We start from the raw sequence: 24538 nt of genomic DNA on the forward strand, positions 1-24538 counted from the left end.
GGCCGGGCGAGCGCCCGAAATCCATGGCTGGGATGGGACTCTAACAGTCCGCTCCCGGTCCGGGCAGGTGCGCCCGGCTACATAAACCGCTTCCGATATTACCGGGCGCACACGGCCCAGGTAGACCATGGCGCCCGCCAGTTGACGGACAACTGGGCGGGCGCCATGGGTCGTGCAGCCTTACAGCTCGGTGACCGAGCCACCGGCGGCGGTGATCTTCTCCTTGGCCGACGCACTGAACGCGTGCGCCGAGACCTGGAGCGCCACCCCACCGAGGTCGCCGGTGCCGAGCACCTTGACCGGCTGGCCCTTGCGGACCGCGCCGGCCTCGACCAGCTCGACCGGACCGACCTGGCCGCCGTTCGGGAACAGCTCGGCGAGCCGGTCCAGGTTGACGACCTGGAAGGTCACCTTGAACTTGTTCTTGAAGCCCTTCAACTTCGGCAGGCGCATGTGGATGGGCATCTGCCCACCCTCGAACGCCGCCGAGATGTTCTTGCGGGCCTTCGAGCCCTTGGTACCACGGCCGGCGGTCTTGCCCTTGGAGCCCTCACCGCGACCCACGCGGGTCTTCGCGGTCTTGGCACCGGGCGCCGGACGCAGGTGGTGGACCTTGATCGTCATTACTCGACCTCCTCGACCTTCACGAGGTGGTTGACCGTGAAGATCATGCCGCGGATCTCCGGACGGTCCTCCTTGACCACCACGTCGTTGATCCGCTTGAGGCCGAGCGAACGCAGCGAGTGACGCTGGTTCTGCTTGGCCCCGATCTCGGACCGGACCTGGGTGACCTTCAGGCGAGCCATCAGGACGCCACCTCCGCCCGCGACGCCAGCATGGCGGCCGGCGCGACGTCCTCGACCGGCAGACCACGGCGGGCGGCGACGGCCTCGGGGGACTCCAGCCCCTTCAGCGCTGCCACGGTGGCGTGCACGATGTTGATCGGGTTCGACGAACCGAGGCTCTTGGAGAGCACGTCGTGGATACCCGCGCACTCCAGCACGGCGCGGACCGGCCCACCGGCGATGACACCCGTACCGGCCGAGGCCGGCTTGAGCAGCACGACGCCGGCGGCGTCCTCGCCCTGCACCGGGTGCGGGATCGACTGGCCGATCCGCGGCACCTTGAAGAAGTGCTTCTTGGCCTCCTCGACACCCTTGGCGATCGCCGCGGGCACCTCCTTGGCCTTTCCGTAGCCCACGCCGACGGTGCCGTCGCCGTCGCCCACGATCACCAGGGCGGTGAAGCTGAAGCGACGACCACCCTTCACGACCTTGGCGACGCGGTTGATCGCGACGACCCGCTCGAGGTGCGGGGTCTTCTCGACGGGCGCGTTTCCGCGGCCGCCCTCACGGCGGTTGTCGCGGCGACCACCCTCGTTGCCACCGGACCCGCCGCCACGGCGCTGTTGACCTGGCATCAGCAGCCTTCCTTATCTCTCGTGACGGGGTTTCTAGAACTCGAGCCCGGCTTCGCGGGCGGCGTCGGCCAGCGCGGCGACACGCCCCGCGTACCGGTTGCCACCGCGGTCGAAGACGACCTTGGAGACGCCGGCGGCCTTGGCCCGCTCGGCGAGCAGCGCACCGACCTTGCCGGCCAGGGCGCTCTTGTCGCCCTCGGCGCCCCGCAGCGACGCGTCCAGGGTCGACGCCGACGCCAGGGTGTGACCCTTGGTGTCGTCGACGATCTGGGCGACGATGTGCCGCAGGGAGCGGGTGACGACCAGGCGGGGACGCTCGGCGGTGCCGCTGATGTTCTTGCGGACCCGGAAGTGCCGACGCGCACGCCCGACGGCGCGCTTGGCGGCAACGCCGCGGCGGCGCTTGAGCAGCGTGGCGCTCACTTCTTACCTGCCTTTCCAGCCTTGCGGCGGATGACCTCGCCCTGGTACTTCACGCCCTTGCCCTTGTAGGGCTCCGGCGGACGGATCTTCCGGATGTTGGCGGCTACCTCACCGACGAGCTGCTTGTCGATGCCGGCCACGTGGAACAGCGTCGGCTTCTCCACCGTGAAGGTGATGCCCTCCGGCGCCTGAACCAGGACCGGGTGCGAGAACCCGAGCGCGAACTCCAGGTCCTTGCCCTTGGCGGTGACCCGGTAACCGGTACCCGCGATCTCCAGGCTCTTGCGGTAGCCCTCGGTGACGCCGACGATCATGTTGGCGACCAGGGTACGGCTCAGGCCGTGGAGCTCCTTGGCCTTGCGCTCGTCGTTCGGGCGGGCGACGTTCAGCTGCCCGTCCTCGGCCCGCTCGATGGTGATCGGCTCGGCCAGGGTGTGCGAGAGCTCGCCCTTGGGGCCCTTGACCTTGACGGTCTGGCCGTCGATCGTGACGTCGACGCCGGCTGGCACCGGGATCGACTTACGTCCAATACGCGACATTTCTACCTGTCTCCCGTTACCAGACGAAGGCGAGGACTTCCCCGCCAACGCTCCGCTTGCGGGCCTGCCGGTCGGTGAGCAGCCCCTGGGACGTCGAAATGATCGCCACGCCCAGACCGCCGAGCACCCGCGGGAGCTCGCCCGACTTGGCGTACACCCGGAGGCCGGGCTTGGACACGCGCTTGATGCCGGCCAGGCTCCGCTCGCGGTTCTGGCCGTACTTCAACTCGACGACCAGTCGCTTGCCGACGGCGCCCTCCTCGGGCTCCTCGACCGACCAGGTGGCGATGTAACCCTCGGTCTTGAGGACCTCGGCGATGTTCGCCTTGATCTTCGAGTAGGGCATCGTCACCCGGTCGTGGTACGCCTGGTTGGCGTTACGCAGACGCGTGAGCATGTCTGCGATCGGGTCGGTCATCGTCATTAAACTCGTCAACCTTTCTCGCCGGGGTTCCCGGGGCGTCCCGGGCCTACGGCGAAGAGACAGTGCAGCTGACGCGCGGAGCGCGCCGGGCTATTACCAGGAAGCCTTGGACACGCCGGGCAGCTCACCGCGGTGGGCCATCTCCCGGATGCAGACCCGGCAGAGACCGAACTTGCGGTAGACCGCCTTCGGACGCCCGCACCGCTGGCAGCGGGTGTACGCGCGAACCGAGAACTTCGGCTTCGCGGCCGCCTTGAGGATCAGCGCCTTCTTGGCCATCTCAGTTCTCCTTGAACGGGAAGCCCAGGAGCTTGAGCAGCGCCCGGCCCTCGTCGTCGGTCGTGGCGGTGGTGACCACCGTGATGTCCATGCCCCGCTGGCGATCGATCTTGTCCTGGTCGATCTCGTGGAACACCGACTGCTCGGTCAGACCGAACGTGTAGTTGCCGTGCCCGTCGAGCTTGCGCCCGTCGAGGCCGCGGAAGTCACGGATACGCGGCAGCGCGATCGACAGCAGCCGGTCCAGGAACTCCCACATCCGGTCGCCGCGCAGGGTCACCTTCGCGCCGATCGGCATGCCCTCGCGCAGCTTGAACTGCGCGATGGACTTGGTCGCCCGCCGCACCTGCGGCTTCTGGCCGGTGATGGTCGCCAGATCGCGGACGGCGCCCTCGATCAGCTTGGCGTCCCGGGCGGCCTCGCCGACACCCATGTTGACGACGATCTTGACCAGCCGCGGCACCTGCATCGGGTTGCCGTAGTTGTACTGCTCGCGCAGCTGGGCCACGATCTCGTTGCGGTACCGCTCCTTGAGGCGCGGCATGGTCTTGGTTTCGGTAGCCGTGGTCATCACAGGTCCTTACCGGTGCTACGCGCGATGCGGACCTTCTGGCCGTTCTCGTCGATCCGGTAGCCGACGCGGGTCGGCTTGCCGTCGGAGTCCACGACCATCACGTTCGAGACGTGGATCGGGGCCTCCTGGGTGACGATGCCACCGGTCTTGGCGCCACGCTGGGTGGTGCTGATGCGGGTGTGCTTCTTGACCCGGTTCACGCCCTCGACCAGGACCTTGTCCTGCCGCGGGTAGGCCGCGATGACCTTGCCCTTGGCACCCTTGTCCTTGCCGGCGATGACGACGACCGTGTCGCCCTTCTTGACCTTCACGGTCACAACACCTCCGGCGCGAGAGAAATGATCTTCATGAACCGCTTGTCCCGCAGCTCCCGGCCCACCGGGCCGAAGATACGGGTGCCGCGCGGGTCCCCACCGTCCTTGATGATGACGGCGGCGTTCTCGTCGAAGCGGATGTACGAACCGTCCGGCCGCCGCTTCTCCTTGGCGGTGCGAACGACGACCGCCTTGACGACGTCGCCCTTCTTCACACCGGCACCGGGGATCGCGTCCTTGACGGTGGCCACGATGACGTCGCCGATGCTCGCGTAGCGCCGACCGGAGCCACCGAGCACTCGGATGCACAGGATCTCCCGGGCACCCGTGTTGTCGGCGACGCGCAGTCGCGACTCCTGCTGAATCACGTCTATCTCCTATGTCTGCCGGTTCTCCGGCCGCACGAGGCGGCCGGAGCCTGGCGGAACCTGCGCCCGACCGATGCCGGCCGAGCTTGAGCCTTCGCTACTTGGCCTTCTCGAGGATCTCCACGAGCCGCCACCGCTTGGTGGCGGACAGCGGCCGGGTCTCCATGATCAGGACCCGGTCGCCGATGCCGGCGGCGTTCTGCTCGTCGTGGACCTTGAGCTTGCTGGTACGGCGCATGATCTTGCCGTACAGCGCGTGCTTGACCCGGTCCTCGACCTCGACGACGACGGTCTTCTCCATCTTGTCGCTGACCACGAGACCCTCACGCACCTTGCGACGGGCCCGCGCGCTGGCGGTGGTGTTCTCGCTCATCCTGCAGTCACCTCAGTCGGCGCGGCGGAGAGCCCCAGCTCGCGCTCACGCATGATCGTGTAGATCCGGGCGATCTCCCGACGGATGACCTGCAGCCGCCGGTTGTTGTCCAGCTGCCCGGTTGCGGCCTGCACGCGGAGGTTGAACAGCTCCGCCTTGGCCTCGCGCAGCTTCGTGACCAGCTCCTCCTCGGAGAGCTCACGCAGCTCGGAGGCCTTAACGCCCGCTGCCATCAGGATTCACCCACTTCGCGCGTAACAATCCGGCACTTCATCGGGAGCTTGTGGATCGCGCGGCGCATGGCCTCACGCGCGATCTGCTCGTTGGGGAAGGACATCTCGAAGAGGACCCGCCCCGGCTTCACGTTCGCGACCCACCACTCGGGCGAACCCTTACCGGAACCCATCCGGGTCTCGGCCGGCTTCTTGGTGAGGGCCTGGTCCGGGAAGATCGTGATCCAGACCTTGCCGCCACGCTTGATGTGACGGGTCATCGCGATACGCGCCGACTCGATCTGGCGGTTGGTCACGTACGCCGGCTCGAGAGCCTGGATCCCGAACTCGCCGAACACCACCCGGTTACCACCCTTGGACGCGCCGCTGCGGTCCGGGTGGTGCGGCTTGCGGAAGCCCTTCGGGGGCTTGCGCGGCATCAGCATCTGTCAGCCCTCCTGCTGCGTTTCTGCCGCGGCGGCGACGGCGGACGTGTCCACCGGCTCGCCACTCGGCGTCTCGGCCTGCTGCGCGATGGTGGTCGCGGCTGCCCGGCCGGCCTCGGTGCCACCGGCGGTCGTGCCGGCGGAGCCGGACCGACCACGGCGCGGCCGCTCGGGGCGGTCGCCGCGCTCACGGCGCGGGCGCGACGGAGCCTCGGCCGGAGCCTCCCGACCCGGCACCGCGTCGCCCTTGTAGATCCAGACCTTCACGCCGATCCGGCCGAAGGTGGTACGGGCCTCGAAGAAGCCGTACTCGATGTTGGCCCGCAGCGTGTGCAGCGGAACCCGGCCCTCGCGGTAGAACTCGGTCCGGCTCATCTCGGCGCCGCCGAGACGGCCCGAGACCTGGACCCGGATGCCCTTGCAGACCGGGTTCTTCATCGCGGACTGCATGGCCTTGCGCATCGCCCGACGGAAGCTGACCCGGCTGGACAGCTGCTCGGCCACGCCCTGCGCGACGAGCTGCGCGTCCGACTCGGGGCTCTTCACCTCGATGATGTTGAGCTGGACCTGCTTGCCGGTCAGCTTCTCGAGCTCGCCGCGGATCCGGTCGGCCTCCGCACCCTTACGGCCGATGACGATGCCCGGCCGGGCGGTGTGGATGTCGACGCGGACCCGGTCCCGGGTGCGCTCGATGTCGACCTTGGAGATCCCGGCGCGCTCGAGGCCCTTGGACATCATGCGGCGGATCTTGACGTCCTCGCCGATGTAGTCCTTGTAGAGCTTGTCCGCGAACCAGCGGGACTTCCAGTCGGTCGAGATGCCGAGCCGGAACCCGTGCGGGTGAACCTTCTGACCCATTACTCCGCACCCTCCGTCGTGCTCTGCGTCTCGGCCGGCGCAGCCTGCTTCGCCGGGGCCGCCTTCTTCGCCGCCGACTTCTTCGGCGCGGCCGGGGCGACCGCCTCGACCGCGACCGTGATGTGGCAGGTCCGCTTGCGGATCCGGTACGCCCGGCCCTGCGCCCGCGGCTGGAACCGCTTCATGGTCGGGCCCTCGTCCACGTACGCCTCGCTGACGAGCAGCGCGTCGGGGTCCAGCCGCTCGTTGTTCTCCGCGTTGGCGATCGCGCTCGCGAGCACCTTGTACACCTGCTCGCTCGCAGCCTGCGGCGCGAACTGCAGCACCGTGAGCGCCTCCTTCGCGGGCAGGCCGCGGACGAGGTTGACCACCCGGCGCGCCTTCATCGGCGAGATGCGCACGTACCGCGCAACCGCCCGCGCGCCCGGAAGCACCGGAGCGTCGCCCTTTCCTGGCATCGCTGTAACCCCTTGTTCCTCTATCCGTATGCCCGCGGCGTCAGCGCCGGCGGCTCTTCCGGTCGTCCTTCTCGTGACCCTTGAACGTGCGGGTCAGCGCGAACTCGCCGAGCTTGTGCCCGACCATCGCCTCGGTCACGAACACCGGGACGTGCTTACGTCCGTCGTGCACCGCGATCGTGTGGCCCAGCATCTCGGGGATGATCGTCGAGCGCCGCGACCAGGTCTTGATGACGTTCTTCGTGCCCTTGTCGTTCTGCGTCTCCACCTTCTTGATCAGGTGGTCGTCGACGAACGGGCCCTTCTTCAGGCTGCGAGGCATGTCTTATCTCCCTCAGCCGCGCTTACGCGTGGCGTAGCGGCGGCGGACGATCAGCCGGTCACTCGGCTGGCCCTTACGACGGGTGCGGCCCTCGGGCTTACCCTGCGGGTTGACCGGGTGGCGACCGCCGGAGGTCTTACCCTCACCACCACCGTGCGGGTGGTCGACCGGGTTCATGGCGACACCACGGACGGTCGGGCGCTTGCCCTTCCACCGCATCCGGCCGGCCTTGCCCCAGTTGATGTTCGACTGGTCGGCGTTGCCGATCTCACCGACGCTGGCGCGGCACCGCACGTCCACCCGCCGGATCTCACCGGACGGCATGCGCAGGGTCGCGTAGGCGCCCTCCCGGCCGAGCAGCTGGATGCCGACGCCGGCCGAACGGGCCAGCTTGGCACCGCCACCCGGACGCAGCTCCACGTTGTGGATCGTGGTACCCACCGGGATGTTGCGCAGCGGCAGGTTGTTGCCCGGCTTGATGTCGGCGCTCGGACCGGACTCGACGGTGTCGCCCTGCTTCAGGTCCTTCGGCGCGATGATGTAGCGCTTCTCGCCGTCGACGTAGTGCAGCAGCGCGATCCGCGCGGTGCGGTTCGGGTCGTACTCGATGTGCGCGACCTTCGCCGGCACGCCGTCCTTGTCGACCCGCTTGAAGTCGATGATGCGGTACTGCCGCTTGTGGCCACCACCGTGGTGCCGGGTGGTGATCCGGCCGTGGGCGTTGCGACCGCCCTTCTTCGGCAGCGGGGCCAGCAGCGATTTCTCCGGCGTCGACCGGGTGATCTCGGCGAAGTCGGCGACGCTCGAGCCACGCCGGCCCGGCGTCGTCGGCTTGTACTTACGGATAGCCATTGTCTACACCCCTCAGCTGACCGGGCCGCCGAAGGCCTCGATGCGGTCACCGTCAGCCAGCTTCACCATCGCCCGCTTGGTGTCCTTGCGCTTGCCGAACCCGGTGCGGGTCCGCTTGCGCTTGCCCTCGCGGTTGAGCGTGTTGACCGTCAGGACGCGGACGTTGAAGATCTGCTCGATGGCGATCTTGATCGCGGTCTTGTTCGCGTCCGGGTGCACCAGGAAGGTGTACCAGTTGCGGTTCAGCTCGCTGTAGCTCTTCTCCGAGACGACCGGCGCCACGATGATGTCGCGCGGGTCGGCGATCGTGCTCACTTGCCACCCTCCTCGGTGGTCTCGGCGGGAACGCCCAGGAACTCGTCCAGGGCCTCCTTGGTGAAGACCACGTCGTCGGCCACCAGCACGTCGTACGTGTTCAGCTGGCCGGCTTCGATCAGGTGCACCCGCGGCTCGTTGCGCAGCGACACCCAGTTCAGCTCGTCGGTGCTGCTCAGCACGACCAGCACCCGGCGGGCGTCGGTCAGCTTCGCCAGCGTGGCCAGCGCGGCCTTGGTCGACGGCTTCTCGCCCGAGACGAACGCCTCGACGACGTGCACCTTGCCACCGCGGGCCCGGTCGGAGAGGGCGCCACGGAGCGCGGCGGCCTTCATCTTCTTCGGGGTCCGCTGGCTGTAGTCGCGCGGCACGGGACCGTGCACCACGCCACCGCCGGCGAACTGCGGCGCGCGGATCGAGCCCTGCCGGGCACGACCGGTGCCCTTCTGCTTGTACGGCTTCTTGCCGCCACCGGCGACCTCGCCGCGGGTCTTGGCCTTGTGCGTGCCCTGCCGGGCCGCCGCGAGCTGGGCCACCACGACCTGGTGCATCAGCGCGACGTTGGCCTGCGCGTCGAAGATGTCGGCGGGCAGCTCGACGGAGCCGCTCTTGGTGCCTTCGACGGTGAGGACGTCAACGGTGGTCACTTGGCCGCACCGCCCTTCTTCGCCTTGGTCTTGGCCGCGGTACGGACCAGGACCAGCGCGCCCTTGGGGCCGGGGATGGCGCCACGGACGAGCAGGAGGTTGTTCTCGGTGTCGACCGCCTGGACGGTCAGGTTCTGGACGGTGTAGCGCACGCCACCCATCCGGCCGGCCATCCGGGTGCCCTTGAAGACACGACCCGGGGTGGCGCAGGCGCCGATGGAGCCCGGCGAGCGGTGCTTGCGCTCGACACCGTGGCTGGCGCGCAGACCGTGGAAGCCGTGCCGCTTCATCGGGCCGGCGTAGCCCTTGCCCTTGGTCTTACCGGTCACGTCGATCGAGACGCCGGCCGGGAACTCCTCGACCGTGACCTCCTGGCCGAGCGAGTACTCGGCGGCGTCGACCGTGCGCAGCTCGACGATGTGGCGCCGCGGCGCGACGTCGGCCTTCGCGTAGTGGCCGCTGATCGGCTTCTTGACCTTGCGCGGGTCGATGGCGCCGTACGCCAGCTGGACCGCCGCGTAGCCGTCCTTCTCGGGGCTACGAACCTGGCTGACGACGCACGGGCCGGCCTGCACCACGGTCACCGGAACAACACGGTTGTTGTCCCAGACCTGGGTCATGCCGAGCTTGGCGCCCAGGATCCCCTTGACTTGCCTGTCCATTTGTCCGATCCCTACAGCTTGATCTCGATGTCGACGCCAGCCGGCAGGTCGAGGCGCATGAGCGAGTCGACCGTCTTCGGGGTCGGGTCGATGATGTCGATCAGCCGCTTGTGAGTGCGCATCTCGAAGTGCTCGCGCGAGTCCTTGTACTTGTGCGGCGAGCGGATAACGCAGAAACGGTTGATCTCCGTGGGCAGCGGCACCGGGCCTGCGACCTGCGCCCCGGTGCGCGTCACCGTCTCGACGATCTTCCGAGCCGAGGAGTCGACGACCTCGTGGTCATAGGCCTTGAGCCGGATGCGGATCTTCTGTCCCGCCATGGTGGCTTCTGTTCCTTCTCTCGATGCCGCTGTGTTGCGGGCGCCTGTACCGGCTGGTACAGGCCCACTTCGCCGACCCCCGCGGTCGGGCGTGTCGCGCCCTCGGGCCAGGCTCCGCCCCGGGACTCCGGAGCGATACCGACCGCGCGGTGGGTCATGGCGCCGATCGCACTACCGCGACCTGGACGCCGTGCGAGGGTGGTTGGCGGACTCGCCGCCAACCACCCTACGCCCGACTGGCCCTCTCGCCCGGAGGTTCGGCAGAAGCCGAACGCAGGCGGTCGAACCGTCGTTACGCAACCTGACTAGTATGCCGCACGACCGGCGGCGGGTCTAATCGGGGTTACCCAGCTCACTTGATGATCTTGGTGACGCGACCCGCGCCAACCGTACGACCACCCTCGCGGATCGCGAACTTGAGGTTCTCCTCCATCGCGATCGGCTGAATGAGCTTCACGCTCATCGTGGTGTTGTCGCCCGGCATGACCATCTCGGTGCCCTCGGGGAGCGTGACGACACCGGTGACGTCCGTGGTCCGGAAGTAGAACTGCGGACGGTAGTTCTGGAAGAACGGGGTGTGCCGGCCGCCCTCCTCCTTGGAGAGGATGTAGACCGTCGCCTCGAACTCCGTGTGCGGGGTCGTGGTGCCCGGCTTGACGACGACCATGCCGCGCTCGACGTCCTCGCGCTTGATGCCACGCAGCAGCAGACCGACGTTCTCACCCGCGCGGGCCTCGTCGAGCAGCTTGCGGAACATCTCGATGCCGGTGCAGACCGTCTTCTGCGACTTCTCGCGGATACCGACGATCTCCACCTCCTCGTTCGGCTTGAGGATGCCGCGCTCCGCGCGACCGGTGACGACGGTGCCACGACCGGTGATCGTGAAGACGTCCTCGATCGGCATCAGGAACGGCTTGTCGGTCTCGCGCTCCGGCTGCGGGATCGCGGTGTCGACCGCGGTCATCAGGTCCAGGAGCTTGCCGGTCCACTCGGGGTCACCCTCGAGGGCCTTCAGCGCCGAGACCCGGACGACCGGCAGGTCGTCACCCGGGTACTCCTGCGAGGAGAGCAGCTCGCGGACCTCGAGCTCGACGAGCTCGAGGAGCTCCTCGTCGTCGACCATGTCGCTCTTGTTGAGCGCCACGACGATGTACGGCACGCCGACCTGACGGGCCAGCAGCACGTGCTCGCGGGTCTGCGGCATCGGGCCGTCGGTCGCCGCGACCACCAGGATCGCGCCGTCCATCTGGGCGGCACCGGTGATCATGTTCTTGATGTAGTCGGCGTGACCGGGGCAGTCGACGTGCGCGTAGTGACGCGCCTCGGTCTGGTACTCGACGTGCGCGATCGAGATCGTGATGCCGCGGGCCTTCTCCTCCGGCGCCTTGTCGATCTCGTCGAACGGCGTGTACGGGTTCAGGTCCGGGAACTGGTCGTGCAGGACCTTGGTGATGGCCGCCGTCAGCGTCGTCTTACCGTGGTCGATGTGACCAATGGTGCCGATGTTGACGTGCGGCTTAGTCCGCTCGAACTTCGCCTTCGCCACTGGTGTCCTCCTGTGGACTTTCTTGGTTCGTTCGCCCCGGCGCGCCGGTCGGCGCTTAGGACTCTGTCGACAGCCTTTCCGACCTGACGGCCGGAGAGCCTTTGTGGGTTCTGCGGCGATGAAGCCTACAGGCCCGGATTCACACAACCCGACCGAGGTGGCCGCGGGCGGGAGAACCCTCCCGCGACCACACCCGACTCATCGGATCAGCTCAGGCGAGCGTCACTCACCAGTCGCCTTGGCGATGATCTCCTTGGCCACCGAGGCCGGAACCTCGGCGTAGGAGTCGAACTGCATGCTGTAGCTAGCCCGGCCCTGGGTCTTCGACCGCAGGTCGCCGACGTAGCCGAACATCTCCGACAACGGCACCAGGGCGCGGACGACGCGGGCACCGCCGCGCTCCTCCATCGCCTGGATGATGCCACGGCGGGAGTTGAGGTCGCCGATGACGTCACCCATGTTCTCCTCAGGAGTGGTGACCTCAACGGCCATCATCGGCTCGAGCAGCGCCGGGTCGGCCTTGCGGGCCGCCTCCTTGAGCGCCATCGAACCGGCGATCTTGAACGCCATCTCGGACGAGTCGACCTCGTGGTACTGACCGTCCACCAGCGTCAGCTTCACACCGACCAGCGGGAAGCCGGCCAGGATGCCGTACTGCATGGCGTCCTGGGCGCCCGCGTCCACCGAGGGGATGAACTCCCGGGGGATGCGGCCACCGGTGACGGCGTTCGCGAACTCGTAGGTCGGCGACTCGTTGTCCAGCGGCAGCGGCTCCAGGCTGATGATGACCCGGGCGTACTGGCCGGAACCACCGGTCTGCTTCTTGTGGGTGTACTCGACCTTCTCCACCGGACGGCGGATGGTCTCGCGGTACGCCACCTGCGGCTTGCCGATGTTCGCCTCGACGTTGAACTCGCGACGCATCCGGTCCACCAGGATGTCCAGGTGCAGCTCACCCATGCCGGAGATGACCGTCTGGCCGGTCTCCTCGTCCAGCTTGACGCGGAAGGTCGGGTCCTCCTCGGCCAGCCGCTGGATGGCGGTGCTGAGCTTCTCCTGGTCGGCCTTGGTCTTCGGCTCGATGGCCACCTCGATGACCGGCTCCGGGAAGGTCATCGACTCGAGGATGACCGGGTTCGCCGGGTCGCACAGGGTGTCACCGGTGGTGGTCTGCTTCAGACCCTGGACCGCGATGATGTCGCCGGCCTTGGCGGAGCTGCGCTCCTCCCGCTTGTTGGCGTGCATCTGGTAGATCTTGCCGATCCGCTCCTTGCGGTCCTTGGTGGAGTTGACCACCTGGGACCCGGACTCCACCACGCCGGAGTAGACCCGGACGTAGGTGAGCTTGCCGAGGTGCTTGTCGGTCTGGATCTTGAAGGCCAGGCCGGAGAAGGGCTCCGAGGTGGACGGCTTCCGCTGCATCGGGGTCTCGCCGTCGGTCGCGGTGCCCTCGATCGCCGGGATGTCCAGCGGCGACGGCAGGAAGTCGACCACGGCGTCGAGCATCGGCTGGACGCCCTTGTTCTTGAAGGCGGAGCCGCAGAGGACCGGGTTGGCCTTGCCGGAGATGGTGGCCCGACGGATGGCGGCCTTGATCTCCTCGACGGAGATCTCCTCGCCCTCCAGGTACCGCTCCATCACCGAGTCGTCGACGTCGGCCAGGGTCTCCATCAGCTTCTCGCGCCACTCGGCGGCGGCGTCGGCCAGGTCGGCCGGGATCTCCTCGACCGCGTAGTCCTCACCCTTCTGGGTCTCCCCGCGCCAGGTGAGGGCGCGCATGCCGATCAGGTCCACGACGCCGATGTGGTCGGCCTCGGTCCCGATCGGGATCTGCAGCACGAGCGGCGTGGCGTTGAGCCGGTCGATCATCATCTGCACGCAGCGGAAGAAGTCGGCGCCGGTCCGGTCGAGCTTGTTGACGAAGCACATCCGGGGAACGTTGTACTTGTCGGCCTGACGCCAGACGTTCTCCGTCTGCGGCTCCACGCCGGCGACACCGTCGTAGACCGCGACCGCACCGTCCAGAACGCGCAGCGACCGCTCGACCTCGACCGTGAAGTCGACGTGGCCGGGCGTGTCGATGATCTGGATCGTGTGGCCCTTCCACTCGCACTTCGTGGCGGCGGAAGTGATCGTGATACCGCGCTCCTGCTCCTGCTCCATCCAGTCCATGACGGCAGCGCCCTCGTGGACCTCACCGATCTTGTAGGTGATACCGGTGTAGAACAGGATCCGCTCGGTGGTAGTGGTCTTACCGGCATCGATGTGCGCCATGATGCCGATGTTGCGTACGTTGGCGAGCGCGTCTGCGGCGGCCACTTCAATCCCTACTTATCGTCGTCTCGACACAACTGGTGGCGGTTCCGGCGCCTCGTGGGCGCCGGAACCAGGGTGTTACCAGCGGTAGTGCGCGAAGGCCTTGTTGGACTCGGCCATCTTGTGGGTGTCCTCGCGCCGCTTGACGGCGGCACCGAGGCCGTTGCTCGCGTCCAGCAGCTCGTTCATCAGCCGCTCGACCATGGTCTTCTCGCGCCGCGCACGGGCGTAGGTGACCAGCCAGCGCAGACCCAGGGTGGTCGCGCGGGCCGGGCGGACCTCGACCGGCACCTGGTAGGTGGCGCCACCGACACGGCGGCTGCGCACCTCGAGGGTCGGCTTGACGTTGTCCATCGCCCGCTTCAGGGTGACGACCGGGTCGGTGCCGGACTTCTCGCGGCAGCCCTCGAGGGCCGCGTACACGATGCTCTCGGCGAGCTGGCGCTTGCCGCGCAGCAGGATCTTGTTCACCAGCTGGGTGACCAGCGGCGAGTTGTACACCGGGTCAGCGACCAGCGGCCGCCGCGGAGCGGGTCCCTTACGCGGCATGTCAGCTCTTCTCCTTCTTCGCGCCGTAACGGCTGCGCGCCTGCTTGCGGTTGCGGACACCCTGGGTGTCCAGCGAGCCGCGAACGATCTTGTACCGCACGCCGGGGAGGTCCTTCACACGACCGCCACGCACGAGCACGATCGAGTGCTCCTGCAGGTTGTGGCCGACGCCCGGGATGTAGGCGGTCACCTCGATCTGGCTGCTGAGCTTGACACGAGCGACCTTGCGCAGCGCCGAGTTCGGCTTCTTCGGGGTGGTGGTGTACACGCGGGTGCACACGCCGCGCCGCTGGGGGGACCCCTTGAGCGCCGGGGTCTTGGTCTTGGTCGTCTTGGCCTGGCGGCCCTTTCGGACCAGCTGCTGAATGGTGGGCACCGGGTTTCTCCGCTCCCTTCGGCCGCTGCGAGGCGACCGCGCCGTCTGCTCTAGCCGGCCTGATGGACGGCTCTCCTACATTCCAACCAGGGCCACCTGACGGGGGTCCCAGCACCCGCGGTCGGGCGTGTCGCCCGGCTCACGGTCCCCGGACATCGCTGGCGCGGCACCCGGGGGTCTGTCACCGGCACGCGGCAGGCCGTGCGCCGGGTCTTCTGGCTTCGCGTGCTGTCGCAGGACCACTGCTGATCGGATCCGGCGCACGCACGAGTTGCCCGGGCTGGCCCGGGCACAAGGGGAAAGAGTACCTACCACAACCGCGCCGGTCAAAACGGGGCGACCGGCGGAGCCTCTCGCCGCCCGCCGATTCGAACCATCCTGCCTGCGCGCCCGCGATGGGCACCTACGGACACAAGTGTACCGGCTGCACCGGGAAGCGACCCCTCGGGCCCGGGGTTCCCTCCGTCTCCCGCCCGGCCGTCGCCCCGGTGGTCACGCCAGCGACACCAGCAACGCCAGCCCCAGCCCGAGCAGGCTCAACAGCAGCCCGGCACCGCCACAGCTGACGCCGGAGATGGCCAGGCCGCGCCCGGCGAACCGGACCGCCGACGGCGCCGTGGGCCGGCGGATCTGCCGCAGCGCGAGCAGACCGGCGCCGACGGCACCCGCCCCGGTCAAGACCCCGAGCACGGTGAAGGCGCCGGCGGCCCAGACGCCGTCCCAGTCCGACCCCACCGCCCCGAAGCAGATCACCAGCAGCGAGACCAGGATCGAGACGATCCCGGCCACCAGCGAACCCACCGCCAGGCCGGAGGCCACCGGCGGGACGTCGAGGTGCACCACGCCGAAGGGCGTGCCGGGCACCGCGTCGACCCGTCGCGGGCGCCCCACCGCGTCCCGCGGCGGAGGCGGCGGTACGGCAGGCAGCGACCCCCACCCGGGAGCGACCGTCGGCGGCGTGCCGCCCGGCCCGGCCGGGACGCCCCACCCCGCCCCGGACACCGTCCCGGGAGCGGCCGGCATCCCGGCCGGCGAGCCGGCAGGCATGGCGGGCGGACCGGACGGCGGGCTCGTCGGGCCGACGGGCGGAACGGACGGCGATCCGGCGGCCGGATCGGCTGGCGCCGCCGGCGCGGCGGTCAGACCGCCCGGGGGCCGCGCCCACGGGTCGGGCGCGGGCGGCGGGTACGCCGACCGCAGATCGGGAGCACCGGCCGGGCCGGCCGGCGCACCGCCCGGGCCAGCCGACCCGGCAGCCGGGCTGACCGGGCCGTCGGCCGGGGGCCGGGACCAGGGGTCCGAGGTCGGTGCCGGAGACGCCGGCGAGCCGTCCGGGCGCGTCCCGTCGGAGGCGGGAGGGGTGGCCGGCCGACCGGGCGTCGTCGGGTCGGTGCCCTGCGGTCGCGCCGGGTCGGTCACGGGTCCTCCTGTCGGAAGTCGGCGTCCACGCACCGGGCGACGGACACCGGTCAGGCTACCGCCGTCGGGCGAGCCGACGACGCCCGGCGCGGCGGTTCCCCCGTGCCGGTCAGTTCACGTTCGGTGCGAAATCCTGCCCGTAGGGTGCCTCGGCGAGGCGGATCACGCCGACCACCACCGCGGCGACCACGGCTACCGCGACGAGCACCAGGCCCGTCCAGGCCAGTCGCTCCCCCCGCCGCAGCCAGGCCGCGCCGGTGAGGAAACCCCCCGAGGTGTACGCCTCACGGCGCGCCTGCCGCGCGAGCTGGAGCGCCACCGTCGCGGGCACCACTCCCCCGATGAACAGGCCGGTCAGCGCGCCGATCAGACCGAGTGCGAAGACCGCCCGCGCCTTGGTGGCCCGGGTCGGATCCGGGTCGAGGGGATGCCGCGGCGGCCCCGTGAACGGAGCGACCGGGACGGGCCCGGGAGCGGTGTTCATGCCCTCCATCATGCCCGGCGCCGTCGGGGCCGTTCAGCAGGAGCGCTCCGGACCCCGCCACGGCGTGCGGGTCGACCTTCACCCCGCGACGGTCCGCCACGCCGGCGACCCTGGTGGTCGGCACCGACGGTCTCCGGAGACACGACGAGGCCCCCGGCGGATGCCGGGGGCCTCGTGCGTGCGCTCCTTAGCGGTACGACCCGAAGTCGAAGTCGTCCAGCGGGACCGCCTGGCCGCTGGCCGGCCCGAAGCCGTAGTCGGTCTCCGGGTAGCCGGTCATCGAGTAGACCTTGGCCTTCGCCTCCTCGGTCGGCTCGACCCGGACGTTGCGGTACTTGCTGATGCCCGTACCGGCCGGGATGAGCTTACCGATGATCACGTTCTCCTTGAGGCCGATCAGCGAGTCGCTGCGGGCGTGGATCGCCGCGTCCGTCAGCACCCGGGTGGTCTCCTGGAAGGAGGCCGCCGACAGCCAGGAGTCCGTGGCCAGCGAGGCCTTGGTGATACCCATCAGCACCGGGCGACCGGCGGCCGGCTCGCCGCCCTCGGACACGAGCCGGCGGTTCTCCGACTCGAACAGCGCCCGGTCGACCAGCACGCCCGGCAGGAACTCGGTCGAGCCGGAGTCGATGACCGTCACCCGCTTGAGCATCTGGCGGATGATGATCTCGATGTGCTTGTCGTGGATGAGCACACCCTGCGAGCGGTAGACCTCCTGGACCTCCTGGGTCAGGTGGACCTGGACCGCGCGCGGGCCGAGGATGCGCAGCAGCTCGTGCGGGTCGACCGTACCCACGGTGAGCTTCTCGCCGACCTCGACGTGGTCGCCGTCGTTGACCAGGAGCCGGACCCGCTTCGAGATCTTGTCGTAGACGATCTCGTCGCTGCCGTCGTCCGGCACCACGATGATCTTCCGCGACCGCTCGCCGTCCTCGATGCGGACGCGACCCGGGGTGTCGGCGATGGGCGCCTTGCCCTTGGGGACGCGGGCCTCGAAGATCTCCTGGACACGCGGCAGACCCTGGGTGATGTCCTCACCGGCGACACCACCGGTGTGGAAGGTACGCATGGTCAGCTGCGTACCGGGCTCACCGATCGACTGGGCGGCGATGATGCCGACCGCCTCGCCGACGTCCACGGTCTTGCCGGTCGGCAGCGAGCGGCCGTAGCACGCACCGCAGACGCCCAGCTTCGACTCGCAGGTGAGCACGCTCCGCACCCGGACGGTCTCCACCCCGGCGGCGACGATCTTGTCGACCAGGATCGAGTTGATGTCCGCGCCCCGCTCGGCGACGACGGTGCCGTCCGGCCCCTTGATGTCGTCGGCCAGGGTGCGGGCGTGCACGCTGGTCTCGGCGTGCTCGTGCACGACCAGCTGCCCGTCCCGCCGCTGCCCGATCTGCATCGGGATGGCACGGTCGGTGCCGCAGTCCTCCTCGCGGATGATGACGTCCTGCGAGACGTCCACCAGACGCCGGGTCAGGTAACCCGAGTCGGCGGTACGCAGGGCCGTGTCCGCGAGACCCTTCCGGGCACCGTGCGTGGAGATGAAGTACTCCAGCACGGACAGACCCTCCCGGTAGCTGGCCTTGATGGGCCGCGGGATGATCTCACCCTTCGGGTTGGCCACCAGACCACGGATCGCCGCGATCTGCCGGAGCTGGAGCAGGTTACCGCGGGCACCCGAGTTGATCATCTTCCACAGCGGGTTCTCCTGCGGCAGCGCGGTGTCCATCTCCTTGGCGACCTCGTTGGTCGCCTTGGTCCAGATCTCGATGAGCTCGCCGCGGCGCTCCTCGGCGGTCATCAGACCACGCTGGTACTGCTTGTCGATCCGGTCGGCTTCCTTCTCGTACCGCTCCAGGATCTCCCGCTTGCGCGGCGGAGCGATGACGTCCTCCATGCCGATCGTCACGCCGGACCAGGTGGCCCAGTGGAAACCGGCCTCCTTGAGCCCGTCGAGGGTGGCCGCGAGGGCCACCTTCGGGAAGCGCTCGGCGAGGTCGTTGACGATCGCGGAGAGCTGGCCCTTGCGGATCTCGTAGTTCACGAAGCGGTAGCCCGGGGGCAGCGTCTCGTTGAACAGGACCCGGCCGAGCGTGGTCTCCACCGTGACCGGGTCACCCTCGACCCAGCCCTCGGGAGCGGTCCACGCCTCGGCGCCCGGGCCGTTGTCGACGCCGACCAGCCCACGCAGCCGGATCTTCACCGGAGCCTGCAGGTGCAGCTCGCCGTTGTCGAACGCCATCCGCGCCTCGGCGTCCGAGCTGAACGCCCGGCCCTCGCCACGCTCACCGGCGGTGAGGTGGGTGAGGTGGTAGAGACCGATGATCATGTCCTGGGTGGGCATGGTCACCGGCTTGCCGTCGGCCGGCTTGAGGATGTTGTTCGACGAGAGCATCAGGATCCGCGCCTCGGCCTGGGCCTCGGCGGACAGCGGCACGTGGACCGCCATCTGGTCACCGTCGAAGTCGGCGTTGAACGCGGTGCAGACCAGCGGGTGGATCTGGATGGCCTTGCCCTCGACCAGCTGCGGCTCGAAGGCCTGGATGCCCAGCCGGTGCAGGGTCGGCGCCCGGTTGAGCAGCACCGGGTGCTCGCCGATGACCTCCTCCAGCACGTCCCACACGACCGGCCGCTGCCGCTCGACCATCCGCTTGGCGGACTTGATGTTCTGCGCGTGGTTGAGGTCGACCAACCGCTTCATCACGAACGGCTTGAACAGCTCCAGCGCCATCTGCTTGGGCAGGCCGCACTGGTGCAGCTTGAGCTTCGGGCCGACCACGATGACCGAACGGCCGGAGTAGTCGACGCGCTTGCCCAGCAGGTTCTGGCGGAACCGGCCCTGCTTGCCCTTGAGCATGTCGGACAGCGACTTGAGCGGACGGTTACCCGGGCCGGTCACCGGCCGGCCGCGACGGCCGTTGTCGAACAGCGCGTCGACGGCCTCCTGGAGCATCCGCTTCTCGTTGTTGACGATGATCTCGGGCGCGCCGAGGTCGATCAGCCGCTTGAGGCGGTTGTTCCGGTTGATGACACGGCGGTACAGATCGTTCAGGTCGGAGGTCGCGAAGCGGCCACCGTCCAGCTGCACCATCGGCCGCAGGTCCGGCGGGATGACCGGGACGCAGTCCAGCACCATGCCGAGCGGCGAGTTGCGGGTGTTGAGGAACGCCGCGACGACCTTGAGCCGCTTGAGCGCCCGGATCTTCCGCTGCCCCTTGCCGGTGCGGATGGTCTCCCGCAGGCTCTCCGCCTCGGCGTCGAGGTCCATGTTCTGGACGAGCGCCTTGATGGCCTCGGCACCCATGCCGCCGGTGAAGTACTCACCGAACCGGTCGCGCAGCTCCCGGTAGAGCAGCTCGTCGGTGACCAGCTGCTTCGGCTCCAGCTTGCGGAAGGTGTCCAGCACCTCGTCCAGGCGGTCGATCTCGCGCTGGGCCCGGTCGCGGATCTGGCGCATCTCGCGCTCTCCGCCTTCCTTGACCTTGCGCCGGACGTCCGCCTTGGCACCCTCGGCCTCCAGCTCGGCCAGGTCGGCCTCGAGCTTGGCGGCCCGCTTCTCGATCTCCGAATCGCGGCTGTTCTCGGCCTGCCGCTTCTCGGCCAGGATCTCGTTCTCGATCGTCGAGAGGTCGCGGTGACGCGCCTCGGCGTCCACGCTCGTCACGACGTACGAGGCGAAGTAGATGATCTTCTCGAGGTCCTTGGGCGCGAGGTCCAGCAGGTAGCCCAGCCGGCTCGGCACGCCCTTGAAGTACCAGATGTGGGTCACCGGAGCGGCCAGCTCGATGTGCCCCATCCGCTCCCGACGGACCTTGGAACGGGTCACCTCGACGCCGCAGCGCTCGCAGATGATGCCCTTGAAGCGGACCCGCTTGTACTTACCGCAGTAGCACTCCCAGTCCCGCTGAGGACCGAAGATCTTCTCGCAGAAGAGCCCGTCCTTCTCCGGCTTCAGGGTGCGGTAGTTGATCGTCTCAGGCTTCTTGACCTCGCCGTGGGACCACTGACGGATGTCGTCGGCGGTGGCGAGGCCGATGCGCAGCTCGTCGAAGAAGTTGACGTCGAGCACTATGTCCCCTATGTCGTCGTCTGTACTGCTTAGCTAGTGGGTGGGGTCGGGAGCCGGCGGCGAGCCGGCTCCCGACCGCTCACCTCAGACCTCTTCGACCGAGCTCGGCTCGCGCCGGGACAGGTCGATGCCCAGCTCCTCCGCGGCCCGGAACACCTCGTCGTCGGTCTCGCGCATCTCCAGGGCCACACCGTCGCTGGAGAGCACCTCGACGTTGAGGCACAGCGACTGCAGCTCCTTGAGCAGCACCTTGAACGACTCCGGGATGCCCGGCTCCGGGATGTTCTCGCCCTTGACGATCGCCTCGTAGACCTTCACCCGGCCGAGGACGTCGTCGGACTTGATCGTCAGCAGCTCCTGCAGGGCGTACGCGGCGCCGTACGCCTGCATCGCCCAGCACTCCATCTCACCGAAGCGCTGGCCACCGAACTGCGCCTTACCACCCAGCGGCTGCTGCGTGATCATCGAGTACGGGCCGGTCGACCGGGCGTGGATCTTGTCGTCGACCAGGTGGTTGAGCTTCAGGATGTAGATGTAGCCGACCGCGATCGGGTCCGGCAGCGGCTCGCCGGAGCGGCCGTCGAACAGCTGCGCCTTACCGGACGAGCCGATCAGCTGCTTGCCGTCCCGGTTGGGCAGGGTCGACGCGAGCAGACCGGAGATCTCCTCCTCGCGGGCACCGTCGAAGACCGGAGTGGCCACGTTGGTGTCCGGCTCGGACTCGTCCGCGCCGATCGCCTGGAGCTGGCGCTTCCAGTCGGCGTCCTCGCCGTCGACCTTCCACCCGGTCTTGGCCACCCAGCCGAGGTGCGTCTCCAGCACCTGGCCGATGTTCATCCGGGAGGGAACGCCGAGCGGGTTCAGCACGATGTCGACCGGCGTGCCGTCCTCGAGGAACGGCATGTCCTCGACGGGCAGGATCTTGGAGATGACGCCCTTGTTGCCGTGACGGCCGGCGAGCTTGTCACCGTCCTGGATCTTCCGCTTCTGGGCGACGTAGACCCGGACCAGCTCGTTCACACCCGGCGGCAGCTCGTCGCCGTCCTCGCGGGAGAAGGTCCGGACGCCGATGACCGTGCCGGTCTCGCCGTGCGGCACCTTCAGCGAGGTGTCCCGGACCTCGCGCGCCTTCTCGCCGAAGATCGCGCGGAGCAGCCGCTCCTCCGGGGTCAGCTCGGTCTCACCCTTGGGCGTGACCTTGCCGACCAGGATGTCGCCGGGGACGACCTCGGCGCCGATCCGGATGATGCCGCGCTCGTCGAGGTCGGCGAGCATCTCCTCGCTGACGTTCGGGATGTCGCGGGTGATCTCCTCCGGGCCGAGCTTGGTGTCCCGCGCGTCGACCTCGTGCTCCTCGATGTGGATCGAGGTGAGCACGTCCTGCTGCACGAGGCGCTGCGACAGGATGATCGCGTCCTCGTAGTTGTGGCCCTCCCAGGTCATGAACGCCACGAGCAGGTTGCGCCCGAGCGCCATCTCGCCGTCGTCGGTGCAGGGACCGTCGGCGATGACCTGGCCAGCCTCGACCCGGTCACCCTCGAAGACGACCGGCTTCTGGTTGACGCAGGAGCCGGCGTTGGAGCGGCGGAACTTGTGCAGCAGGTACGTCCGGCGGTGGCCGTCGTCCTGGTGGACGGTGATGTAGTCGGCGCACAGGTCCTCGATGACACCGCCGACCTCGGCGACCACCACGTCACCGGCGTCGACCGCGGCCCGGTACTCCATGCCGGTGCCGACCAGCGGCGACTCGGCCTTGACCAGCGGCACGGCCTGGCGCTGCATGTTCGCGCCCATGAGCGCGCGGTTGGCGTCGTCGTGCTCGAGGAACGGGATCATCGCGGTCGCGACCGAGGTCATCTGCCGCGGCGACACGTCCATGTAGTCCACGGCCGCCGGCGGGACGTCCTCGGTCTCGCCGCCCTTACGGCGGACCAGGACCCGGTCCTCGGCGAACGAGCCGTCCGCCTTCAGCGGCGCGTTGGCCTGCGCCTTGACGAAGCGGTCCTCCTCGTCCGCGGTCAGGTAGTCGATCTGGTCGGTGACCCGACCGTCGACGACCTTCCGGTACGGCGTCTCGATGAAGCCGAACGGGTTGACCCGGGCGAAGGTGGACAGCGCGCCGATCAGACCGATGTTCGGGCCTTCCGGCGTCTCGATCGGGCACATCCGGCCGTAGTGGGACGGGTGCACGTCACGGACCTCGAAGCCGGCCCGCTCCCGGGACAGACCACCCGGGCCGAGCGCGCTCAGCCGGCGCCGGTGGGTGAGACCCGCCAGCGGGTTGGTCTGGTCCATGAACTGGGACAGCTGCGACGTGCCGAAGAACTCCTTGATCGCCGCCACCACCGGGCGGATGTTGATCAGGGTCTGCGGCGTGATCGCCTCGACGTCCTGCGTGGTCATCCGCTCACGGACGACCCGCTCCATCCGGGACAGGCCGACCCGGACCTGGTTCTGGATCAGCTCGCCCACGGTACGCAGGCGCCGGTTGCCGAAGTGGTCGATGTCGTCGGCCTCGTAGCCCTCCTCACCGGCGTGCAGCCGGCAGAGGTACTCCACGGTCGCGACGATGTCGTCCTCGGTGAGCGTGCCGGTGGTGATCGGCACGTCCAGCTCGAGCTTCTTGTTGAACTTGTAGCGCCCGACCTTGGCGACGTCGTACCGCTTCGGGTTGAAGAAGAGGTTGTCGAGCAGGGTCTGGGCGTTCTCACGGGTCGGCGGCTCGCCGGGGCGGAGCTTCCGGTAGATGTCGAGCAGCGCCTCGTCCTGGCCGGCGATGTGGTCCTTCTCGAGCGTGGTCATCATCAGCTCGGACCAGCCGAACTTCTCACGGATCTGCTCGGCCGACCATCCGATGGCCTTGAGCAGCACCGTGACGGCCTGCCGGCGCTTGCGGTCGATGCGGACGCCGACCGTGTCGCGCTTGTCGATGTCGAACTCCAGCCAGGCACCCCGGCTCGGGATGACCTTGACGCTGGAGAGGTCGCGGTCGGAGGTCTTGTCCGGCTGCTTGTCGAAGTACACGCCCGGGGACCGGACGAGCTGGCTGACGACGACCCGCTCGGTGCCGTTGATGATGAAGGTGCCCTTCGGCGTCATCATCGGGAAGTCACCCATGAACACCGTCTGGCTCTTGATCTCGCCGGTGGTGTTGTTGGTGAACTCCGCGGTCACGAAGAGCGGGGCGCAATAGGTGAGGTCCTTCTCCTTGCACTCCTCGATCGAGGCCTTGACCTCGTCGAAGCGCGGAGCCGAGAAGGAGAGCGACATGGTGCCGGAGAAGTCCTCAATGGGACTGATCTCGTCGAGGATCTCCGCGAGACCCGAGCGTGCGTGCGGGTCGTCCGCCGACCGGCCCTGCCACGCCTCGTTGCCGACCAGCCAGTCGAAGGACTCGGTCTGGATGGCGAGGAGGTTGGGGACCTCGAGGTGTTCGGTGATCCGGCCGAAGGAAACTCGGCGGGGAGCGAAAGCGCTCGACGTACGACTGGTCTTCGCAGGGCGGGAAGCTGCCAAGATGCGTCCTTCCGAGGACCGGTGCTGCAGAACGGCTGGTACGCGTGCACTCCAATGACCCCACCAGAAATATCCACAAACGGACATTTCCGAGCAGGGGTCAAGTCGGAAGGCAGCGCAAACTAGCAGTGTAGCCGAGAGGCTAACCGCTGTCCAGCCCACCCCGCAGGTCGTCGCGGAACGTGCCTCGGGACCCTCGTAACGGGTCGCACCGGGCCGCTCGGAACGCGACATCCCGCCGGGCCACTCGGGTGTCGCGGGCGATGGCGTCGCCGCTGCCATTACCCAAGTGGTGGCCGTTGCAAGCGCGGAAGGTCTTGCTGGTGTCAGCGTGCCTGGCAGGTCGGGGCCGCGTCAAGGGCCGGTCTCCGGCTCGCCGTGCCTTTCCCACCCCCGGGTCACCGTCCGGCACCACGGCGGCCCACCACACCGGACGCCGACCGCCCTGCTC

Annotated in this window: 29 protein-coding genes; all 29 read right to left on the bottom strand. The window is 68.7% G+C overall.

The window, feature by feature from the left end; all coding sequences use genetic code 11:
• Nucleotides 1-180: 180 nt before the first annotated feature.
• The 29 genes from rplO to rpoB all read right to left on the bottom strand — a co-directional run bounded on the left by rplO (nt 181) and on the right by rpoB (nt 24087).
• Nucleotides 181-624: a 50S ribosomal protein L15 gene (gene rplO / locus HCJ94_RS26705; RefSeq protein WP_130320426.1), complete on the bottom strand. Its 444-nt coding sequence runs from the start codon at nt 622-624 to the stop codon at nt 181-183.
• Nucleotides 624-806 (bottom strand): 50S ribosomal protein L30, encoded by a 183-nt coding sequence (gene rpmD / locus HCJ94_RS26710; protein ID WP_155330238.1) that lies wholly within the window; start codon nt 804-806, stop codon nt 624-626. Before rpmD ends, rplO begins: the two co-directional genes overlap by 1 nt.
• Nucleotides 806-1420, bottom strand: a complete 615-nt coding sequence (rpsE, locus tag HCJ94_RS26715) for a 30S ribosomal protein S5 (protein WP_155330237.1) — start codon at nt 1418-1420, stop codon at nt 806-808. Before rpsE ends, rpmD begins: the two co-directional genes overlap by 1 nt.
• 33 nt (nt 1421-1453) lie before the next feature.
• Nucleotides 1454-1843, bottom strand: coding sequence for a 50S ribosomal protein L18 (gene rplR / locus HCJ94_RS26720; protein WP_111134438.1), 390 nt, complete (start codon nt 1841-1843; stop codon nt 1454-1456).
• Complete coding sequence (rplF, locus tag HCJ94_RS26725) at nt 1840-2382, bottom strand: 50S ribosomal protein L6 (protein WP_168003796.1); 543 nt, start codon at nt 2380-2382, stop codon at nt 1840-1842. The genes rplR and rplF overlap by 4 nt, the downstream gene beginning before the upstream one ends.
• A gap of 16 nt (nt 2383-2398) precedes the next feature.
• Nucleotides 2399-2806, bottom strand: a complete 408-nt coding sequence (rpsH, locus tag HCJ94_RS26730) for a 30S ribosomal protein S8 (RefSeq protein ID WP_155330235.1) — start codon at nt 2804-2806, stop codon at nt 2399-2401.
• Nucleotides 2807-2899: 93 nt separating this feature from the next.
• The gene (locus HCJ94_RS26735; protein WP_007073023.1) at nt 2900-3085 is read right to left on the bottom strand and encodes a type Z 30S ribosomal protein S14; all 186 of its coding nucleotides are present in this window, start codon (nt 3083-3085) and stop codon (nt 2900-2902) included.
• 1 nt (nt 3086) lies between these two features.
• Entirely contained in the window at nt 3087-3656 is a 570-nt protein-coding gene (gene rplE / locus HCJ94_RS26740) for a 50S ribosomal protein L5 (protein WP_155330234.1), read from the bottom strand.
• Nucleotides 3656-3976, bottom strand: coding sequence for a 50S ribosomal protein L24 (gene rplX / locus HCJ94_RS26745; protein WP_012184319.1), 321 nt, complete (start codon nt 3974-3976; stop codon nt 3656-3658). The genes rplE and rplX overlap by 1 nt, the downstream gene beginning before the upstream one ends.
• Entirely contained in the window at nt 3973-4341 is a 369-nt protein-coding gene (rplN, locus tag HCJ94_RS26750) for a 50S ribosomal protein L14 (protein ID WP_007073026.1), read from the bottom strand. The genes rplX and rplN overlap by 4 nt, the downstream gene beginning before the upstream one ends.
• 97 nt (nt 4342-4438) lie before the next feature.
• Nucleotides 4439-4714 (bottom strand): 30S ribosomal protein S17, encoded by a 276-nt coding sequence (gene rpsQ, locus HCJ94_RS26755; RefSeq protein ID WP_168003797.1) that lies wholly within the window; start codon nt 4712-4714, stop codon nt 4439-4441.
• Nucleotides 4711-4947 carry a 50S ribosomal protein L29 gene (rpmC, locus tag HCJ94_RS26760; RefSeq protein WP_076466662.1) on the bottom strand — a complete coding sequence of 79 codons (237 nt, stop codon included), beginning with the start codon at nt 4945-4947 and terminating at the stop codon, nt 4711-4713. Before rpmC ends, rpsQ begins: the two co-directional genes overlap by 4 nt.
• Nucleotides 4947-5372 carry a 50S ribosomal protein L16 gene (rplP, locus tag HCJ94_RS26765; RefSeq protein ID WP_007465292.1) on the bottom strand — a complete coding sequence of 142 codons (426 nt, stop codon included), beginning with the start codon at nt 5370-5372 and terminating at the stop codon, nt 4947-4949. The genes rpmC and rplP overlap by 1 nt, the downstream gene beginning before the upstream one ends.
• A gap of 3 nt (nt 5373-5375) precedes the next feature.
• A complete protein-coding gene (gene rpsC, locus HCJ94_RS26770) occupies nt 5376-6230 on the bottom strand; it encodes a 30S ribosomal protein S3 (protein WP_168003798.1) in 855 nt (284 codons plus the stop codon).
• Nucleotides 6230-6688, bottom strand: a complete 459-nt coding sequence (gene rplV, locus HCJ94_RS26775) for a 50S ribosomal protein L22 (protein ID WP_155330231.1) — start codon at nt 6686-6688, stop codon at nt 6230-6232. The genes rpsC and rplV overlap by 1 nt, the downstream gene beginning before the upstream one ends.
• 40 nt (nt 6689-6728) lie before the next feature.
• The gene (rpsS, locus tag HCJ94_RS26780) at nt 6729-7010 is read right to left on the bottom strand and encodes a 30S ribosomal protein S19 (RefSeq protein ID WP_091125151.1); all 282 of its coding nucleotides are present in this window, start codon (nt 7008-7010) and stop codon (nt 6729-6731) included.
• A gap of 12 nt (nt 7011-7022) precedes the next feature.
• Nucleotides 7023-7862, bottom strand: coding sequence for a 50S ribosomal protein L2 (gene rplB, locus HCJ94_RS26785; protein WP_168003799.1), 840 nt, complete (start codon nt 7860-7862; stop codon nt 7023-7025).
• A gap of 12 nt (nt 7863-7874) precedes the next feature.
• A complete protein-coding gene (gene rplW / locus HCJ94_RS26790; protein WP_091125159.1) occupies nt 7875-8177 on the bottom strand; it encodes a 50S ribosomal protein L23 in 303 nt (100 codons plus the stop codon).
• Complete coding sequence (rplD, locus tag HCJ94_RS26795; protein ID WP_168003800.1) at nt 8174-8824, bottom strand: 50S ribosomal protein L4; 651 nt, start codon at nt 8822-8824, stop codon at nt 8174-8176. Before rplD ends, rplW begins: the two co-directional genes overlap by 4 nt.
• Nucleotides 8821-9486: a 50S ribosomal protein L3 gene (gene rplC / locus HCJ94_RS26800; RefSeq protein WP_168003801.1), complete on the bottom strand. Its 666-nt coding sequence runs from the start codon at nt 9484-9486 to the stop codon at nt 8821-8823. The genes rplD and rplC overlap by 4 nt, the downstream gene beginning before the upstream one ends.
• Nucleotides 9487-9497: 11 nt before the next feature.
• The gene (gene rpsJ, locus HCJ94_RS26805; RefSeq protein WP_007073037.1) at nt 9498-9806 is read right to left on the bottom strand and encodes a 30S ribosomal protein S10; all 309 of its coding nucleotides are present in this window, start codon (nt 9804-9806) and stop codon (nt 9498-9500) included.
• Between the two features lie 352 nt (nt 9807-10158).
• A complete protein-coding gene (tuf, locus tag HCJ94_RS26810) occupies nt 10159-11352 on the bottom strand; it encodes an elongation factor Tu (RefSeq protein ID WP_168003802.1) in 1194 nt (397 codons plus the stop codon).
• 222 nt (nt 11353-11574) lie between these two features.
• On the bottom strand, nt 11575-13671 hold the full coding sequence (gene fusA, locus HCJ94_RS26815; RefSeq protein ID WP_168003803.1) for an elongation factor G: 2097 nt from the start codon (nt 13669-13671) through the stop codon (nt 11575-11577).
• 75 nt (nt 13672-13746) lie between these two features.
• The gene (rpsG, locus tag HCJ94_RS26820) at nt 13747-14217 is read right to left on the bottom strand and encodes a 30S ribosomal protein S7 (RefSeq protein WP_155330225.1); all 471 of its coding nucleotides are present in this window, start codon (nt 14215-14217) and stop codon (nt 13747-13749) included.
• 1 nt (nt 14218) lies between these two features.
• A complete protein-coding gene (gene rpsL, locus HCJ94_RS26825) occupies nt 14219-14593 on the bottom strand; it encodes a 30S ribosomal protein S12 (RefSeq protein ID WP_007465318.1) in 375 nt (124 codons plus the stop codon).
• Nucleotides 14594-15085: 492 nt separating this feature from the next.
• Nucleotides 15086-15457, bottom strand: a complete 372-nt coding sequence (locus HCJ94_RS26830; RefSeq protein WP_168003808.1) for a hypothetical protein — start codon at nt 15455-15457, stop codon at nt 15086-15088.
• A gap of 664 nt (nt 15458-16121) precedes the next feature.
• Nucleotides 16122-16496: a hypothetical protein gene (locus HCJ94_RS26835; protein WP_168003804.1), complete on the bottom strand. Its 375-nt coding sequence runs from the start codon at nt 16494-16496 to the stop codon at nt 16122-16124.
• A gap of 187 nt (nt 16497-16683) precedes the next feature.
• Entirely contained in the window at nt 16684-20571 is a 3888-nt protein-coding gene (locus HCJ94_RS26840) for a DNA-directed RNA polymerase subunit beta' (protein ID WP_168003805.1), read from the bottom strand.
• A gap of 84 nt (nt 20572-20655) precedes the next feature.
• On the bottom strand, nt 20656-24087 hold the full coding sequence (gene rpoB / locus HCJ94_RS26845; RefSeq protein ID WP_168003806.1) for a DNA-directed RNA polymerase subunit beta: 3432 nt from the start codon (nt 24085-24087) through the stop codon (nt 20656-20658).
• Between the last annotated feature and the right edge of the window lie 451 nt (nt 24088-24538).

Source organism: Micromonospora thermarum, from assembly GCF_012034245.1.
GTDB lineage: Bacteria > Actinomycetota > Actinomycetes > Mycobacteriales > Micromonosporaceae > Micromonospora > Micromonospora thermarum.

Bases quoted from the DNA above. Each gene is read 5' to 3' on its own strand.
- rplO (WP_130320426.1), bottom strand. From the start codon at position 624: ATGACGATCAAGGTCCACCACCTGCGTCCGGCGCCCGGTGCCAAGACC.
- rpmD (WP_155330238.1), bottom strand. From the start codon at position 806: ATGGCTCGCCTGAAGGTCACCCAGGTCCGGTCCGAGATCGGGGCCAAG.
- rpsE (WP_155330237.1), bottom strand. From the start codon at position 1,420: ATGCCAGGTCAACAGCGCCGTGGCGGCGGGTCCGGTGGCAACGAGGGT.
- rplF (WP_168003796.1), bottom strand. From the start codon at position 2,382: ATGTCGCGTATTGGACGTAAGTCGATCCCGGTGCCAGCCGGCGTCGAC.
- rpsH (WP_155330235.1), bottom strand. From the start codon at position 2,806: ATGACGATGACCGACCCGATCGCAGACATGCTCACGCGTCTGCGTAAC.
- HCJ94_RS26735 (WP_007073023.1), bottom strand. From the start codon at position 3,085: ATGGCCAAGAAGGCGCTGATCCTCAAGGCGGCCGCGAAGCCGAAGTTC.
- rplE (WP_155330234.1), bottom strand. From the start codon at position 3,656: ATGACCACGGCTACCGAAACCAAGACCATGCCGCGCCTCAAGGAGCGG.
- rpsQ (WP_168003797.1), bottom strand. From the start codon at position 4,714: ATGAGCGAGAACACCACCGCCAGCGCGCGGGCCCGTCGCAAGGTGCGT.
- rpmC (WP_076466662.1), bottom strand. From the start codon at position 4,947: ATGGCAGCGGGCGTTAAGGCCTCCGAGCTGCGTGAGCTCTCCGAGGAG.
- rplP (WP_007465292.1), bottom strand. From the start codon at position 5,372: ATGCTGATGCCGCGCAAGCCCCCGAAGGGCTTCCGCAAGCCGCACCAC.
- rpsC (WP_168003798.1), bottom strand. From the start codon at position 6,230: ATGGGTCAGAAGGTTCACCCGCACGGGTTCCGGCTCGGCATCTCGACC.
- rplV (WP_155330231.1), bottom strand. From the start codon at position 6,688: ATGCCAGGAAAGGGCGACGCTCCGGTGCTTCCGGGCGCGCGGGCGGTT.
- rpsS (WP_091125151.1), bottom strand. From the start codon at position 7,010: ATGCCTCGCAGCCTGAAGAAGGGCCCGTTCGTCGACGACCACCTGATC.
- rplB (WP_168003799.1), bottom strand. From the start codon at position 7,862: ATGGCTATCCGTAAGTACAAGCCGACGACGCCGGGCCGGCGTGGCTCG.
- rplC (WP_168003801.1), bottom strand. From the start codon at position 9,486: ATGGACAGGCAAGTCAAGGGGATCCTGGGCGCCAAGCTCGGCATGACC.
- rpsJ (WP_007073037.1), bottom strand. From the start codon at position 9,806: ATGGCGGGACAGAAGATCCGCATCCGGCTCAAGGCCTATGACCACGAG.
- rpsG (WP_155330225.1), bottom strand. From the start codon at position 14,217: ATGCCGCGTAAGGGACCCGCTCCGCGGCGGCCGCTGGTCGCTGACCCG.
- HCJ94_RS26835 (WP_168003804.1), bottom strand. From the start codon at position 16,496: ATGAACACCGCTCCCGGGCCCGTCCCGGTCGCTCCGTTCACGGGGCCG.